Here is a 16102-nt window from a genome sequence, read left to right on the forward strand (position 1 = left end):
CGAGCTGGACGCCGAGGGTGTGCACGTGCAGCTGCGCTCGCGCCAGGCCGAGCTCGGCGTGCAGCTGCAGGACGGCGGCCGTGACGGCGAGCGCGGCGCCGGCGAGCGCGCCGACGGCACCGTCGAGGGGGTGGGCGGTGAGCCAGTGCCCCGCCAGGAGCGCGGGGGCGGCGGCGGACAGGTACGTCCAGGCCGCGGCGCCGTCCGGGCGCCGGTCGCGGGCTCGGGACGAGCGCGCACGGCTCGTCCGGCGCGGGCGGGAGCCGTGCGCGGAGGCGGTTCGCTGCTCCGGCACGATGGGTCGATCGGCCGCGGGGCCGCGGGCTTGAGCCCCGCGGCGGCCACCTCACCCGCCGGGAGGCACCGGCGGCCACCCGACCCGCCCGGAGCCGCCCGGGTCCTCGCTCAGCCGGCCTCGCGCAGCACGTCGCCGGGCTGCACGAGGCCGGCGGCGTAGGCGAGCACGACCGCCTGCACCCGGTCGCGGCTGGCGGTCTTGGCGAGCACCCGCCCCACGTGGGTCTTCACGGTCGCCTCGGAGACCACGAACCGCTCGGCGATCTCGGTGTTGCTCAGCCCGTGGGCCATGAGCACGAGCACCTCCAGCTCCCGGGGGGTGAGGTCGGCCGGCAGCCGGGTCGGGGTGCCGGCGGAGCCGGCCCCGGCGCGCAGCAGCGGACCGACGTGCTGCAGCAGGCGCCGGGTGGAGCTGGCGGCGATGACCGCGTCGCCGGCGTGCACGGTGCGGACGGCGGCGAGCATCTCCTCCGGCGGGGCGTCCTTGAGCAGGAAGCCGCTGGCGCCGGCGGCGATGGCGGCCACGACGTACTCGTCGAGGTCGAACGTCGTCAGGACCACCACGCGCGGTGGGGCGCCGGAGGTGCCGGCGGCGGCGAGGATGCGGCGGGTGGCCTCGATGCCGTCGAGGACGGGCATCCGCACGTCCATGAGCACGACGTCCGCGGCGGTGCCCGCCAGCAGCCGCACCGCCTCGGACCCGTCGGAGGCCTCGCCGACGACCTGCAGGTCCGGCTGGGAGTCGATGACCATGCGGAAGCCGGCGCGCACCAGCTGCTGGTCGTCGACGAGGACGACGCGCACGGGCTCGGGGCCGGCGGCGGGACCGGCGGTGGGATCGGTCACGAGCCGCGAGGGTAGGGCAGCTCGGCGCTCACCCCGAAGCCGCCGCCGTCGAGGGGGCCGGCGCGCAGGGTGCCCCCGTGCAGCGCGGCGCGCTCGCGCATGCCGACGATGCCCTGGCCGGGGCCGCGGTCGGACGTCAGCGCGGCGGCGCCGCGCCCGTCGTCGGTGACCTCCAGCCGCAGCCGGTCCGGGTCCCAGCGCACCGCGACGACGGCGCGGCTGGCGGGGCCGGAGTGCTTGAGGACGTTGGTCAGCGACTCCTGCACGATCCGGTAGGCGGCCAGCCCGGTGCCGGCGGGCAGCGGTCGGGGGGTGCCGGTGGCGTCGAGGCGCACGTCGAGGCCGGAGCGGCGCACCGACTCCACGAGCTCGGGCAGCCGGTCGGCGTCGGGCTGGGGGAGCAGCTCGCTGCCGGGCTGCTGGCGCAGCACGCCGAGCAGGGCGCGCATGTCGGTGAGGGCCTGCCGGCCGGTGCCGGCGATGGTGTCCAGGGCCGCCACGGCGGCGGCGGGGTCGCTGCGGGCGGCATAGCGCCCCCCGTCGGCCTGCGCGATGATCACCGACAGGGAGTGGGCGACGACGTCGTGCATCTCCCGGGCGATGCGCTGGCGCTCGGTGGTGGCCGCGAGGCGGGCCTCGTTGGCGCGTTCCAGCTCCAGCAGCCTGGCCCGCTCGGCGAGCTGCTCGACGTGCTGGTCGCGGGCGCGGCGCACGACGCCGAGGGCGTGGGCGGCGACGACGAGCACGGCCATGAAGGCGGTGGCCGCCGCCGTGTTGGCCGCCCCGGTGCTGCTCCAGTAGCGCAGGGCGGCCGCGGGGGCGCCGAGCAGGGCGAGGACCAGCCCGCCGCGGCGGGCCCAGCGGGGGGCGTGCGCGGCCAGGGCGTAGACGGTGAACAGCACGGCGACGTCGGCGGCGAGGAACTCCGCCGACAGCGCGAGCTGGGCCAGCGCCGCGGCCGCGGTGACGGCCGCGGCGGGGGCGGTGGCGGTGCGCCGCCAGGCCAGGGGCACCACGAGGGCGAGCCCGAGGGCGGTGCCCGTGAGGGAGGTGCCGAGGGTGGGCAGCGTCGTGACGAGGGCGAGCAGGCCGGCGCCGGCGGCGTCGACGGCGAACGGGTGGGCGCGCGGCCAGGCGGTGAGCGCCGCCACGAGGGAGTCGACCTCGCCGCGGTCGGGTGCCGGCCGCCGCCCGAGCCGGCGCAGCGGCTCCGCGCGCTGCCGCCGCGCCCAGCCGAGGGTGCCGCCGGTGAGGGCCAGCACCGTCATGACCACCCCGGCGGTGAGCGCCTGGTACGGGTCCCCCCCGCCGTCCGGCCCGAAGAACGCCCAGCCGGCCAGCGACGCCCCGCCGACGGCGAGGGTCAGGCCGGCCAGCGCGGCCCAGCGGGGTGCGAACGCGGCGAGGGCGTAGACGGACAGCAGGACCGCGACGTCGCTGACGAGCGCGGTGTACAGCCCCCAGACCTGGTAGAGCGCGAAGGTCGCGATGACGGCGGCGCTGACCACGGGCGCCGCGCGCCGCCACGCCAGCGGCACGGTCAGCCCGAGGGAGACGACGAGGGTGTGCGGGCGGTAGGAGCCGTCGTGGGCGGCGGCGTCGAGCACCGCGCAGGCCAGGACCACGGGGGCGGCGAGGGCGGCGTCGACCGCCAGGACGTGCCGGCGCCACCGGCCGAGGGCCGCTGCCGCGCTGTGGAGGCGGTGCACGGCCCGAGCCTGGCACGGGCGGCGCCCCGGTCGCGTCGGCCCGGGGGCGGAGCCGTCCGTGCGACCGGGGGCGGAGGCGGCGCGGCCCCGGGTGCCGTCCGGATGCTGGGATCGCGCGCCCGGATGGTGGGACCGCCCTGCGCGCGGGCGGTACGCTCGCCCGTCATGGCGGACACCCTGCGACTGGCGGTCATCCCGGGCGACGGCATCGGCACGGAGGTGACGGCCGAGGCCCTCAAGGTGCTCGGCGCCGTCCTCGACGGCGGCGCGACGAAGGTCGCCACCACCGAGTACGACCTGGGCGCGCGCCGCTGGCACGCCACCGGGGAGACGCTGCCGGACTCGGTGCTGGGGGAGATCCGCGAGCACGACGCCATCCTGCTGGGCGCCGTCGGCGACCCGGGCGTCCCCAGCGGCGTGCTGGAGCGCGGTCTGCTGCTGCGGCTGCGCTTCGAGCTCGACCAGTACGTCAACCTGCGCCCGTCGGTGCTGTACCCGGGCGTGGCCACCCCGCTCGCCGCGCCCGGCGAGGTCGACTTCGTCGTCGTGCGCGAGGGCACCGAGGGCCCGTACGTCGGCAACGGCGGCGCGCTGCGGGTGGGCACCCCCGCCGAGATCGCCACCGAGGTCAGCGTCAACACCGCCTTCGGCGTGGAGCGGGTCGTGCGCGACGCCTTCCGCCGCGCCGCCGCGCGCCCGCGCAAGAAGCTCACCCTGGTGCACAAGCACAACGTGCTGGTGCACGCCGGGCACCTGTGGCGGCGCACCGTGGAGGCCGTGGGCGCGCAGTTCCCCGACGTCGCCGTCGACTACGCCCACGTCGACGCCGCGACGATCTACCTCGTCACCGACCCCTCGCGCTTCGACGTGATCGTCACCGACAACCTCTTCGGCGACATCCTCACCGATCTCGCCGCCGCGATCACCGGCGGCATCGGCCTGGCCGCGTCCGGCAACGTCAACCCCGACCGCAGCGCGCCGAGCATGTTCGAGCCGGTGCACGGCTCCGCCCCGGACATCGCCGGTCAGCAGAAGGCGGACCCGACGGCGGCCGTGCTCAGCGTCGGGATGCTGCTGGAGCACCTCGGCCTGGACGCCGAGGCCCGCCGCGTGCAGGCGGCCGTGGCCACCGACCTCGGCCGGCGCGCGAGCGGCGAGATCGCCGGCCCGCGCCGCACCGGCGAGGTCGGCGACGCCCTCGCGGCCCTGGTCTCCTGAGCGGTCCGAGGACCGTCCCCGGCCCCCGGCCGGGCCCCACCGCGGAGCCCGGCCGAGCGGTCCCCGGCGCCGCCACCGCAGGCGCTACCGTCAGAACCGGCCGGACACCGGCCCGGAGGGCGCGTGCAGGTGCGCGCCCCACGTCGAGAGAGGAACGCGCATGAGCGCCACGACCACAGCCCTCGGCTTCGCGATCTCCCCCTCGACGTCCCCGGTAGCCGCCGCGCGCCGGGAGGAGATCCTCGCCGACCCCGGGTTCGGCAACTTCTTCACCGACCACATGGCCACGGCCACGTGGACGGCCGGGGCGGGCTGGCACGACGACGCCGTCGTGCCCTACGCGCCGCTGGTGCTCGACCCCTCGGCGGCGGTGCTGCACTACGCCCAGGAGGTCTTCGAGGGCCTGAAGGCCTACCGCCACGCCGACGGCAGCGTCTGGGCGTTCCGCCCGGAGGCCAACGCGCGCCGCCTGGCCCGCTCCGCGCGGCGGCTGGCGCTGCCGGAGCTGCCGGAGGAGGCGTTCCTCGCCTCGATCGAGCAGCTGGTGCGGGCGGACGAGGCGTGGGTGCCCTCGGGCGGGGAGTCCAGCCTCTACCTGCGCCCCTTCATGATCGCCACGGAGGCGTTCCTCGGGGTGCGCGCCGCCCGCGAGGTGCGCTACCTCGTCATCGCCTCCCCGGCGGGCAGCTACTTCGCCGGCGGCCTCAAGCCGGTCTCGATCTGGCTGTCGCAGGACTACACCCGCGCCGCCCTCGGCGGGACGGGCTCGGCCAAGTGCGGCGGCAACTACGCCGCCAGCCTGCTGCCGCAGCAGCAGGCCGCCGAGCACGGCTGCGACCAGGTCTGCTTCGTCGACGCCGCCGAGCGGCGCTGGGTGGAGGAGCTGGGCGGGATGAACATCTACTTCGTCCACGACGACGGCTCCATCGTGACCCCGGCGCTGTCCGGCTCGATCCTGGAGGGCATCACCCGCGCGAGCCTGCTGCAGCTGGCCGCCGACGCGGGCCGGGCCGTCGAGGAGCGCCGCGTCAGCGTCGAGGAGTGGCGCGAGGGCGTGGCCTCCGGCCGCATCACGGAGGTCTTCGCCTGCGGCACGGCCGCCGTCATCACGCCGGTGGGCCGCCTCGTCAGCCCCGACGGCGAGCTGGTCCACGGCACCGGCGGGGCCGGGCCGGTCACCGAGGAGCTGCGCCGCACCCTGCTCGACGTGCAGTACGGCCGGCGCGAGGACACCCACGGCTGGATGCGCCGCCTTGTCTGAGCACAGCGCCCCCGGCGGCGGCCGGGCCGGGGCCGCCCGCCGCCTCGACGTCTACGACACCACCCTGCGCGACGGTGCCCAGCAGGAGGGCCTGACGCTGTCGGTGCACGACAAGCTGCAGATCGCCGGGCACCTGGACGCCCTCGGGGTGGGGTTCGTCGAGGGCGGCTGGCCCGGGGCCATCCCGCGCGACACGGAGTTCTTCGCCCGCGCCGCCAAGGAGCTCACCCTGCAGCGGGCGGTGCTCGCGGCGTTCGGCGCGACCCGCCGCCCCGGGGCGCGGGCCGCCGCCGACCCCCAGGTGCGGGCGCTGCTGGACTCCGAGGCGCCCGTGGTGACGCTCGTGGCCAAGAGCGACGCCCGGCACGTCACCCGGGCGCTGCGCACCACGCCGGAGGAGAACCTCGCGATGGTCGCCGACACCGTCGGCTTCCTGCGCGCGCAGGGCCGGCGGGTGTTCCTCGACGCCGAGCACTACTTCGACGGCCACCTCGCCGACCCGGGCTACGCGCTGGAGGTCGTGCGGACGGCGGCGGAGGCGGGCGCGGAGGTCGTGGTGCTGTGCGACACCAACGGCGGGATGCTGCCGCCGCAGGTGGGGGAGGTCGTGGCGGCCACCGCGGCGGCCACCGGCGCCCTGCTGGGCATCCACGCCCACAACGACTCCGGCTGCGCGGTGGCGAACTCCCTCGCCGCGCTGCAGGCCGGTGCGGTGCACGTGCAGGGCACGCTCAACGGCTACGGCGAGCGCACCGGCAACGCCGACCTGCTCACGATCGTGGCCGACCTGGAGCTCAAGCTCGGCGTGCCCGCCCTGCCGGCCGGGGCGCTGCGGGAGGCCACGCGCATCGCGCACGCCGTCTCGGAGATCACCAACGTGCCACCGGCGGCGCGGGCGCCCTACTACGGCAGCAGCGCGTTCGCGCACAAGGCGGGGCTGCACGCCTCGGCCATCCGCGTCGACCCGGACCTCTACCAGCACGTCGACCCGCAGCTGGTGGGCAACGACATGCGGATGCTGGTCTCGGACATGGCGGGGCGCGCCAGCATCGAGCTCAAGGGCCGCGAGCTCGGCGTGGACCTCGGCGACGACCGGGACCTGCTGAGCCGGGTGACCGACCGGGTCAAGGCGGACGAGGCGGCGGGCTACACCTACGAGGCGGCGGACGCCTCCTTCGAACTGCTGCTGCGCGAGCACGTCGACGGCCGGCGCCCGTCCTACTTCGACGTGGAGAGCTGGCGCATCATCATCGAGTCCCCGGCCCAGGGCGTGCGGGTGTCCGAGGCGACGGTCAAGGTGCACGCCGGTGGGCGGCGCATCATCGCCACCGGCGAGGGCAACGGCCCGGTCAACGCCCTGGACGCGGCGCTGCGCGAGGCGCTGCTGCCGGCCTACCCGGAGCTGGCGGACCTGGAGCTGGTGGACTTCAAGGTGCGCATCCTGGACGCCTCGCACGGCACGGACGCCGTGACCCGCGTGCTCATCGAGACCACCGACGGCCGCCGCTCCTGGACGACGGTGGGGGTCGGCCCCAACCTCGTGGAGGCGAGCTGGGAGGCGATGGTCGACGGGCTGACGTACGGGCTGCTGTCCGCCGGGGTGGCCCGCCGCTGACCGCGGCCGTACGGTGCGGGGCGGTCGATCGTCCCCGCACCGTCGCAGGAGGCCGCCGTGAGCTCGTCCGTCGCGCACCCGCAGTCCGACACCGGCCGGCGTCGCTGGCGGCTGGTGGGGCCGGGTGTCGTCGCCGCCGCCACCGGCGTCGGTGCGGGGGACCTGGTCGCCACCCTCGTCGCGGGCGGGGAGTACGGCTACGCCCTGCTGTGGGCGGGCGTGCTCGGCACCGTGCTCAAGATCTCCCTGGCGGAGGCGGTGGGGCGCTACCACCTGGCCACGGGCAGCACGGTGTTCGCGGGCTGGCGCAGCCTCGGGTCGTGGACGACGGTGTACTTCGCCTGCTACGTCGTCGTGTGGGGTTTCGTCTACGGCGCGGCGGCGATGACGTCCTCGGCGCTGCCGCTGGCGGCGCTGTTCGAGGGGCTGGACCTGCGGACGTGGGCGGTCCTGTCCGGCCTGGTGGGGCTGGCGTTCGTGTGGTTCGGCCGCTACGGCGTCTTCGAGAAGGTCATGACGGCCTGCGTCGGGGTCATGTTCGTGACCGTCGTCGGCCTCGCCGTGCTGGTGGTGCCGGACGTGCCCGCGCTGCTCGGCGGTCTGCGCCCGCGGCTGCCGGAGGGCTCGGCCCTGTACACCCTCGGCCTCGTCGGTGGTGTCGGCGGCACGATCACGATGGCGGCGTACGGCTACTGGATCAACGCCAAGGGGTGGCGGGACGCGAGCTGGATGCGCGTCATGCGCTGGGACAACCGCGTCGCCTACCTCACGACGGGGCTGTTCGTCCTGGCGATGCTCGTGGTGGGCGCCGAGCTGCTGCACGCCGGCGGGATCGCGCTGGCCAGCGGTGACCGGGGGCTGCTCGACCTGGACGCCGTGCTGCGCGAGCGCTTCGGGCCGGTGGTGTCGACGCTGTTCCTCGTCGGGTTCTTCGCGACCGCGTTCTCCTCGCTGCTGGGCGTCTGGCACGGGGTGAGCCTGGTCGTGGCGGACTTCGTGGCGAACCTGCGCCGCCCGATGGGGCAGGAGGCGGCCGAGCGGGTGGCCGGGGGCGGTGCCGAGCGCAGCTGGCCGTTCCGGGCGTACCTGCTGTGGCTGACGTTCCCGCCGATGGGCCTGCTCTTCCTCGACCGGCCCTTCGCGCTGGTCGTCGCCTACGGCGTGCTCGGCGCCTTCTTCATGCCCTTCCTCGCCGGCACCCTGCTGTGGCTGCTGAACGGCTCGCGCACCCCCGCCGAGCACCGCAGCGGGCCGGTGAGCAACGTCGCCCTCACCCTGGCGGCGCTGCTGTTCGTCGTGCTGTGCGCGGACCAGGTGCGCGAGCTGCTGGCCTGAGGTCCCCGCCGGCCGCGGCGGACCCGGGACGCCGCCGGGGCGGGTGCTCGCTACGGTGACCGCGTGCGCATCGCGAGGTTCACCAGCGGGGGGGATCCCCGCTTCGCCGTCGTCGAGGGGGAGGCGGGCAGCGAGGAGCTCGTCGTCGTGGCGGGCGACCCGCTGCACACCCCGCTGAGCCCGACGGGGCAGCGGGTGGCGCTGGCCGACGCCCGGCTGCTGGCCCCGGTCATCCCCCGCAGCAAGGTGGTCGGCATCGGCCGCAACTACGCCGCGCACGCCGCGGAGCTGGGCAACGAGGTGCCCGCCGAGCCGCTGGTCTTCCTGGCGCCGAACACCTCGGTGGCCGGCCCGGGGGACCCGGTGGTGGTGCCGGGGTGGGCGGGGGAGCTGCACTACGAGGGGGAGCTGGCCGTCGTCATCGGCCGCTTCTGCCGGGACGTGCCGCCGGAGCGGGTGCCGGAGGTGGTGTTCGGCTACACCGTCGCCAACGACGTCACCGCCCGGGACCGGCAGAAGTCCGACGGGCAGTGGTGGCGCGCCAAGGGCGCCGACGGCTTCTGCCCGATCGGGCCGTGGATCGAGACGGAGCTGGACCCCGCGGACCTGCGGATCACGACCCGCCTGGACGGGGAGGTCGTGCAGGACTCGCGGACCTCCCTCATGGTGCGCGACGTGGCGGCGCTGGTCTCGCACGTGTCCTCCGCGATGACCCTGCTGCCCGGCGACGTCATCATGACCGGCACCCCCGAGGGCGTCGGGCCGGTGCGCGCGGGGCAGCGGGTCAGCGTCGAGGTGGAGGGCATCGGGGTGCTGGAGAACCCCTTCGTGGCGCGCTGAGCGCACCCGGCACCCGCCGGGGAGCACCCCGCGGTGCGCGAGGATGGTCCCCCGTGACCCCCGTCCCCGACGGCACGCGCCGTCCGCTCGCCGCCCTCTGGCACCACCACCGCCGCCACCGCCCGCGCGTCGTGGCAGCGGTGGCGTGCTCGAGCCTCAACACCGCCGCCGACGTCGTGCCCGAGCTGCTGCTGGGGGTGGCGGTCGACGTCGTCGTGCGCGGCGCGGACTCCTTCGTCGCCACCGCGCTGGGGGTGGAGGGCCGCTTCTCCCAGCTCGTCGTCGTGGCGGTGCTCAACGCCCTGGCCTGGGTGGTGGAGTCGGCCTCGGACTACGCCGCGTCCCTGCTGTGGCGCAACCTGGCGCAGTCGGTGGAGCACGACCTGCGGGTGGCGGCCTACGCCCGCGCGCAGGACCTGGACGTCGGCTGGCACGAGCGCACCCCGTCGGGGCAGGTGCTGTCGGTGCTCACGGAGGACGTCAACCAGCTGGAGCGCTACCTCGACGTGGGCGCCCGCACGATCCTGCACACGTTCTGGACGGTCGTCCTGGTCGGTGCGGTGTTCGCCGCCTCCTCCTGGCAGCTGCTGCTGCTGGCGTTCGTGCCGGTGCCCGTCATCGTCGCGGGCTCGATCGCCTTCCAGCGCCGGCTGGAGCCGCTGTACGCGGCGGTGCGGGAGGCCGCCGGGGAGGTCAGCGCCACCCTCGCGGCGAACATCGGCGGTCTGCCCACCATCAAGGCGTTCACCGCCGAGGCGCGGGAGCGGGCGCGCGTGGCGGCGGTCTCGGAGGGCTACCGGCGCGCCAACGCCGCCGCGATCCGCTCCTCCTCGGCGTTCGTGCCGCTGATCCGGATGGCGATCCTGGCCGGTTTCACGTGCACGCTGCTGCTGGGCGGCTGGTTCGTGCTGGAGGGCCGCCTGGAGGTGGGCCTGTACTCGGTGCTGGTGTTCATGACCCAGCGGTTGCTGTGGCCGCTCACCGACCTGGGGCAGACGCTCGACCTGCACCAGCGGGCGATGGCCTCCACCCGCCGCATCTTCCGGCTGCTGCAGGAGCAGCCGCGCTCGCTGGACGGCTCCCGCGCCCTGCCCGCGCCGGTGCGGGGGCGGCTGGAGCTGCGGGGGGTGCGCTTCGGCTACGACTCGATCGACGGCAGCGGTCCGGACGTGCTGCACGGCCTGGACCTCGTGGTGCCGGCCGGTGAGACCCACGCCGTGGTGGGGGCCACGGGCGCGGGCAAGTCGAGCCTGCTGCGGCTGGTGCTGCGCTTCGCCGACCCCCGCGCCGGGCAGGTGCTGCTGGACGGCGTGGACGTGCGGGAGCTGACGTGGGAGTCGCTGCGCGGTGCGATCGGCTACGTCAGCCAGGACGTGTACCTCTTCCACGGCACGGTGCGCGACAACATCGCCTACGGCCGCCCGGGCGCCACGGACGAGCAGGTGCGCCGCGCCGCCCGGCTGGCGGAGGCCGACGGCTTCGTCTCCGGCTTCCCCGACGGCTACGACACGGTCGTCGGCGAGCGCGGCCAGACGCTGTCGGGGGGGCAGCGCCAGCGCATCGCCCTGGCGCGGGCGATCCTGCGCGACCCGGTGCTGCTGGTCCTGGACGAGGCGACCTCGGCGGTGGACAACGAGACGGAGGCGGCGATCCAGCGCTCGCTGGCCACGGTGACGGCCGAGCGCACCGCCCTGGTGGTGGCGCACCGGCTGTCCACGATCCGCGACGCCGACCGCATCTGGGTGCTGGCCCGCGGTCGCGTCGCGGAGGCCGGCACGCACGAGGAGCTGGTGGCGGCCGGCGGCCTGTACGCGCAGCTGTGGGCGGTGCAGACGGGGGAGGCCGCCCACGCCGCGCGCACGGGCGCGAGCCCTAGGCTGGGACGGCCATGACGAACCCCACCGCCGCCCCCGCGCCCGCCGGCACCGCCGTGCGGGTCCGCTTCTGCCCCTCGCCCACGGGCACGCCGCACGTCGGCCTGATCCGCACGGCGCTGTTCAACTGGGCGCACGCCCGCCACACCGGCGGCACCCTGGTGTTCCGGATCGAGGACACCGACTCCGCCCGCGACTCGGAGGAGAGCTACGCGCAGATCGTCGAGGCGCTGCGCTGGCTGGGCCTGGACTGGGACGAGGGCGTCGACGTGGGCGGCCCGCACGAGCCGTACCGGCAGAGCCGGCGCCGCCACCTCTACGACGACGTCGTGGCCCGGCTGCGCGCCGCCGGGCACCTGTACGAGAGCTGGTCGACGGCCGAGGAGATCGAGGCCCGGCACGTGGCGGCGGGGCGTTCCCCGGCGCTGGGCTACGACGGCTTCGACCGCGACCTGACGCCGGAGCAGGTGGCCGCCTTCCGCGAGGAGGGCCGGCAGCCGACGCTGCGGCTGCGGGTGCCGGCGAAGGACTACGCCTTCGACGACCTGGTGCGCGGCCGGGTGGAGTTCAGGGCGGGGTCGTTCCCGGACCCGGTGCTGGTGCGGGCGAGCGGGGAGCCGCTGTACACCCTGGTGAACCCGGTCGACGACGCGCTGATGGGCATCACCCACGTGCTGCGCGGGGAGGACCTGCTGTCCTCCACGGCCCGCCAGCTGGCCCTGTACGACGCGCTGCTCGACGTGGGCGTGGCCACGCACGTGCCGGTCTTCGGGCACCTGCCGTACGTGATGGGGGAGGGCAACCGGAAGCTGTCGAAGCGGGACCCGGAGTCCAACCTCTTCCACCACCGCGACCGGGGTTTCCTGCCCGAGGGGCTGCTGAACTACCTGGCGCTGCTGGGCTGGGGGATCGCGGAGGACCGCGACGTCTTCACGCTGCAGGAGATGGTGGCGGCCTTCGACGTGGCCGACGTCAACGCCAACCCCGCCCGGTTCGACCAGGCCAAGGCGGAGGCCATCAACGCCGCGCACATCCGCAGGCTCGGCGCCGACGACTTCCGCGACCGCCTCGTGCCCCACCTGCAGCGCGCCGGCGTGCTGCCGGGCGAGCCGTCCGCGGAGCAGCTGGGGCGGCTGGCGGCGGCCGCACCGCTGGTGCAGGAGCGGATGACGCTGCTCGGCCAGGCGGCGGGCATGCTCGGCTTCCTCTTCACCGCCGACGCGGACCTGGTGGTGGAGGAGGAGGCGCTGGCGGCGCTGCGGCCGGAGGCGGCGGAGGTGCTCGCGGCGTCGGCGTCGGCGCTGGAGGCGCTGGGGGGGTGGACCACCGCGGCCGTGGAGCAGGCGCTGCGCGCGGCGGTGGTGGAGGGCCTGGGCGTGAAGCCGAAGTTCGCCTTCGCACCGCTGCGCACGGCGGTGACGGGCCGTCGGGTGTCGCCGCCGCTGTTCGAGTCGATGGAGATCCTGGGCCGGGAGTCGTCGCTGGCGCGGCTGCGGGCGCTGCGGGCGCGGCTGGGCTGAGGGGCCGGGGGAGGTGCGCCGGGCGGCGCCCTGGATGTGGGTGCCGCCCGGAGTGCTGTAGAGTTCTCGACGGCTCGAGCGGAGAGATCCGGTCGAGTGATCACCATGGGGTATGGTGTAATTGGCAGCACGACTGATTCTGGTTCAGTTAGTCTAGGTTCGAGTCCTGGTACCCCAGCGCAAGGCCGAGAACGCCGTGAGGTAAGCTCGGTCAGGCCGGTTCAGCGAGAACCGACGCTAGGGCCCCGTTGTGTAGCGGCCTAGCACGCCGCCCTCTCAAGGCGGTAGCGCGGGTTCGAATCCCGTCGGGGCTACGTCTGAAGGCCCCCGATCTCCGGATCGGGGGCCTTTGTCGTACCCGTGCCGGTCGCGGTCGGCCCCGCTCGGCCCGTGCTCAGATCCCGGTGGTCGCCGAGACGTGCTGCTGGGCCAGGCGCCGCAGCGCGAGCAGGACCGGTTCGTGCAGCACCGTGCCGAGCACGACGTGCTGCACCGCTGCGGCCACGTCGTCGCGCGGCACGCCCGCCACGTCCCCGCGGGCGATGGCCGAGGCCGCGTCCACGTAGCGCGCCAGCGAGGTGGGGTCCACGGGGAACCCGGTGTCGGCCAGCGCGACCAGGGCGGCGTCGAGCTGGGCGAACGACGGCGAGCGGCGGTCCACCCGCCACCCGGCGGCGCTCACCACCGCCTCGGCGAGCCGGCCGTCCGCGGCCCGGGCCGCGGGGGTGGTCGGTGCCAGGGCGTCGTGCGCCGTGCCGAGGGCGTGGTGCAGTGAGGGGGTCGGGTCGTCGATCGCGGCCAGCACCTCCCGCACCCCGGCCAGCGGCAGCCGGCCGACGTCGACGAGCGCCCGCACGAGGCGCAGCCGCGCCAGGTGCCGCTCGTCGTACTCGGCGCGGGTGGCCCCGGTGGCCAGGCCCGGTGGCAGCAGGCCCTCCCGCAGGTAGAACTTGATCGTCGCCACCGGTACCCCGCTGTCGCGGCTCAGCTCGGAGATGCGCACCCTTCCCCCTTGACTGGAGAGTTCCACTATCCAAAACTGGACACCACAGCTATCCAACCACGGAGGTCGGCATGAGCCCCCAGCCCCGGCGCACCACCCACGACCACGACGGCGACCTCGTCGTCTTCCTGATCGGGATGCGGATCAACCGGCCGCTGCGGGTGCGGGCGTGGCTGCCCGTCCTCGCGGCCATGCCGCCGATGATCGCCGAGCTGTCCCGCCACCCGGAGCTCGGCATGCTCGGCGCCACCAGCGCGCTGGGCCCGGGTGGTCCGCTCGTCGTGCAGTACTGGCGCGACCTGGCGTCCCTGCACGCCTACGCCTCGGCCGGGGGTGGCCGGCACCGCGCCGCGTGGACGGCGTTCAACCGCCGCGCGCGCACCGCCGGTGACGCCGTCGGCATCTGGCACGAGACCTACGTGGTGCCCGCCGGCCACCACGAGTCCTTCTACTCGGCCGTACCGGGCTTCGGGCTCGCGGCCGCGGTCGGCTCGGCCCCCGTCGGCCCCGGCCGCGAACGGGCCGCCCAACGGCTCGGCGTGCCCGCCTGAGGCCGGCGCCGCCCCACCCCGCCCCGCCCCACCCGACCCGCCGTCCCGCCATCCGGGTGGCCGTCGCGGGCGAACGGGTGTCGCGCCCTCTCCCCGCCGTGCGCACCGGCCGACACCCCACCGGTGGGCGGAGGCCGCCCCGCGGGGACGGGAGGTCGACGGCGGATGGGTCCGGGGCGGCAGTGGCGCGCACTCTCCGGCGTCGTGGCGGAGGAGGTGGCCGACGACGTCTTCCCCCGACGGCTGCTGGTGGCCGTCCTCGGCCTGCAGTACGCCCTCGGCGGCGTCCTCGCCGTCGCGTGGGGGCTGTTGGCGGACCTGCCGGCGGCCACGCGCACGGCGTACCTCTGCTTCGCCGCCAGCGCGCTCGTCGGGGGCGCCCTCATGGGGGTCGTGCACCGCAGCCGGCTCTCCCCGCGGGCGCTGACGGCCGTCTCGCACGCCTGCATCGCCTCGGCGCAGCTCGTCGTCGCGGGCGGGCACGTCCTCTCCGGGGACCCCGCCGGCCCGGTCCTGCTCTTCGTGCTGTGGACGGCGCCGTACGCCGGCATCTTCTCCGCGCGGGCCCGCTGGCTGCACGTCGGCGCGGCGTGCGCCGTCATCGTCGGCACGGCGGTCTGGATGCCCTGGCCAACCCCCGGGCGGACGGTGGTGGAGGTCGCCATCCGCGTCGCGACGGTCGTGAGCAGCGCGCTCATCGTTTCGCGGATGACCGACCGGCTGCGGCGCAGCGCGACCCACGACCCGCTCACCGGCCTGCCGAACCGGCGCGTGCTCTCCGCCGCCATCCGCGCGGCCCTGGCCCGCCGCGCCGGCCGCGGTGGCGCGGTCCTCGTCCTGCTGCTCGACCTCGACCGCTTCAAGCACGTCAACGACACCTTCGGCCACGAGGCCGGTGACGCCCTGCTGCAGCAGGTGGTGCCCCGGCTGCTGGCCGCCATCGGCCCCCTCGGCGTGGTGGCCCGCCTCGGTGGCGACGAGTTCGCCGTCGTCTGCGAGGACCCCGACGGGGTCCTGACCCCCGAGGAGGTGGCCGGCCGGCTGGGCGCGGTGTGGGCCGGGCCGGTCGAGATCGCCGGTCGCGCCCTGGCGGTCTCCGGCAGCGTCGGCGTGGCGGTGGCCACCGACGGCTCGACGCCGCGGACGCTGCTGCGCGACGCCGACGCGGCGATGTACGAGTCCAAGCGCGGCGGTCCGGGCTCCTTCCGCGTCTTCCACGAGGACCTGGCCGCCCGCGCGGGCCGCCTGCTGCTGCTCGAGCAGGGGCTGCAGCGCGCCGTCGAGCGCGACGAGCTGTGCGTGCACTACCAGCCCGTCGTGGCGCTGTCGGGCGAGCGGGCCGGGCAGGTGGTCGGTGCGGAGGCGCTGCTGCGCTGGACCAGCGCCGAGCTCGGGCCGGTGGGTCCGGAGGAGTTCGTCCCCGTGGCCGAGGACGCCGGCCTGGTGGCGGTGCTGGGGGACTGGGTGGTGGACCGGGCCCTGGCGGACCTGGCCGCCTGGCGTGCGGCGGGCCGGGTGCCGGCGGACTTCCGGGTGGCGGTCAACGTCAGCCCGCGCCAGCTCGGCCCCGACCTGCCCGACCGCGTCGCGCAGCTGCTGGACCGGCACGGGCTGGTGGGCGCCCAGCTCGGGCTGGAGGTCACCGAGAGCGCCGTCGTGCGCGGGGGTGCCGCCCCGGCGGCCCTGCAGCGCCTGCACGCCCTCGGGGTGGTGCTGGTGCTCGACGACTTCGGCACCGGCTGCTCGTCCCTGTCGCAGCTGCAGGACCTGCCGTTCGACGTCGTGAAGGTGGACCGATCCTTCGTGGCGGGGCTGGAGCGGCGCCGCTGCGACCGCGCCCTGGTGCTCGCGGTGCTCTCGCTGGCCTCCGCCCTGGAGCTGTCCGTCGTCGCCGAGGGGGTGGAGGAGGAGGGGCAGGCGGCGGCGCTGCGCGCGGCGGGGTGCACCGCGGCGCAGGGCCACCTGTTCTCCCGGCCGTGGTGGGTGCCGGCGACCTCGAACCGGCCGGGGGCGCGCGCCGCGGCACGGCGGGG

The 16102-nt window shown here is 76.0% G+C and carries 12 protein-coding genes, 2 tRNA genes and 1 pseudogene; 11 read left to right on the forward strand and 4 right to left on the reverse strand.

Features of this window, described 5'->3' with window-relative positions:
* The 3 genes and pseudogenes from ABEB16_RS08685 to ABEB16_RS08695 form a co-directional block, all read right to left on the reverse strand.
* Positions 1-295: pseudogene (locus tag ABEB16_RS08685) on the reverse strand (hypothetical protein); the annotation flags it as partial.
* A gap of 110 nt (positions 296-405) precedes the next feature.
* On the reverse strand, positions 406-1143 hold the full coding sequence (locus ABEB16_RS08690; protein WP_345711862.1) for a response regulator: 738 nt from the start codon (positions 1141-1143) through the stop codon (positions 406-408).
* Positions 1140-2852 (reverse strand): sensor histidine kinase, encoded by a 1713-nt coding sequence (locus tag ABEB16_RS08695; RefSeq protein WP_345711863.1) that lies wholly within the window; start codon positions 2850-2852, stop codon positions 1140-1142. The genes ABEB16_RS08690 and ABEB16_RS08695 overlap by 4 nt, the downstream gene beginning before the upstream one ends.
* Before the next feature lie 165 nt (positions 2853-3017).
* On the opposite strand from ABEB16_RS08695, the gene ABEB16_RS08700 reads away from it, so the two are divergent.
* The 9 genes from ABEB16_RS08700 (at position 3018) to ABEB16_RS08740 (ending at position 12829) form a co-directional block, all read left to right on the forward strand.
* Positions 3018-4070: a 3-isopropylmalate dehydrogenase gene (locus ABEB16_RS08700; protein WP_345711864.1), complete on the forward strand. Its 1053-nt coding sequence runs from the start codon at positions 3018-3020 to the stop codon at positions 4068-4070.
* Between the two features lie 160 nt (positions 4071-4230).
* Entirely contained in the window at positions 4231-5331 is a 1101-nt protein-coding gene (locus tag ABEB16_RS08705) for a branched-chain amino acid aminotransferase (RefSeq protein ID WP_345711865.1), read from the forward strand.
* Complete coding sequence (cimA, locus tag ABEB16_RS08710) at positions 5324-6946, forward strand: citramalate synthase (RefSeq protein WP_345711866.1); 1623 nt, start codon at positions 5324-5326, stop codon at positions 6944-6946. The genes ABEB16_RS08705 and cimA overlap by 8 nt, the downstream gene beginning before the upstream one ends.
* A 57-nt stretch (positions 6947-7003) precedes the next feature.
* Positions 7004-8281: an Nramp family divalent metal transporter gene (locus tag ABEB16_RS08715; protein ID WP_345711867.1), complete on the forward strand. Its 1278-nt coding sequence runs from the start codon at positions 7004-7006 to the stop codon at positions 8279-8281.
* Positions 8282-8344: 63 nt separating this feature from the next.
* Positions 8345-9121: a fumarylacetoacetate hydrolase family protein gene (locus ABEB16_RS08720; protein WP_345711868.1), complete on the forward strand. Its 777-nt coding sequence runs from the start codon at positions 8345-8347 to the stop codon at positions 9119-9121.
* Between the two features lie 53 nt (positions 9122-9174).
* Positions 9175-11013, forward strand: coding sequence for an ABC transporter ATP-binding protein (locus tag ABEB16_RS08725; protein ID WP_345711869.1), 1839 nt, complete (start codon positions 9175-9177; stop codon positions 11011-11013).
* Positions 11010-12515 carry a glutamate--tRNA ligase gene (gltX, locus tag ABEB16_RS08730; protein WP_345711870.1) on the forward strand — a complete coding sequence of 502 codons (1506 nt, stop codon included), beginning with the start codon at positions 11010-11012 and terminating at the stop codon, positions 12513-12515. Before ABEB16_RS08725 ends, gltX begins: the two co-directional genes overlap by 4 nt.
* Positions 12516-12621: 106 nt before the next feature.
* Positions 12622-12693: transfer RNA gene (locus tag ABEB16_RS08735), tRNA-Gln, on the forward strand.
* 63 nt (positions 12694-12756) lie between these two features.
* Positions 12757-12829 (forward strand) — tRNA-Glu (locus tag ABEB16_RS08740).
* Positions 12830-12909: 80 nt separating this feature from the next.
* Here ABEB16_RS08740 and ABEB16_RS08745 read toward each other — a convergent pair.
* Positions 12910-13518 (reverse strand): MerR family transcriptional regulator, encoded by a 609-nt coding sequence (locus tag ABEB16_RS08745; protein ID WP_345711871.1) that lies wholly within the window; start codon positions 13516-13518, stop codon positions 12910-12912.
* A 71-nt stretch (positions 13519-13589) separates the two neighbouring features.
* Between ABEB16_RS08745 and ABEB16_RS08750 the strand changes: the two genes are divergently transcribed.
* Entirely contained in the window at positions 13590-14069 is a 480-nt protein-coding gene (locus ABEB16_RS08750) for a DUF4188 domain-containing protein (RefSeq protein ID WP_345711872.1), read from the forward strand.
* A 165-nt stretch (positions 14070-14234) separates the two neighbouring features.
* A partial coding sequence (locus ABEB16_RS08755) for a putative bifunctional diguanylate cyclase/phosphodiesterase (RefSeq protein WP_345711873.1) occupies positions 14235-16102 on the forward strand: 1868 nt, incomplete at its 3' end.

Origin of the sequence: Kineococcus glutinatus (assembly GCF_039542765.1) — a bacterium.
GTDB lineage: Bacteria > Actinomycetota > Actinomycetes > Actinomycetales > Kineococcaceae > Kineococcus_A > Kineococcus_A glutinatus.

Excerpts from the sequence above, each read along its gene's own strand:
- ABEB16_RS08700 (WP_345711864.1), top strand. The coding sequence starts at position 3,018 with ATGGCGGACACCCTGCGACTGGCGGTCATCCCGGGCGACGGCATCGGC.
- ABEB16_RS08705 (WP_345711865.1), top strand. The coding sequence starts at position 4,231 with ATGAGCGCCACGACCACAGCCCTCGGCTTCGCGATCTCCCCCTCGACG.
- gltX (WP_345711870.1), top strand. The coding sequence starts at position 11,010 with ATGACGAACCCCACCGCCGCCCCCGCGCCCGCCGGCACCGCCGTGCGG.
- ABEB16_RS08750 (WP_345711872.1), top strand. The coding sequence starts at position 13,590 with ATGAGCCCCCAGCCCCGGCGCACCACCCACGACCACGACGGCGACCTC.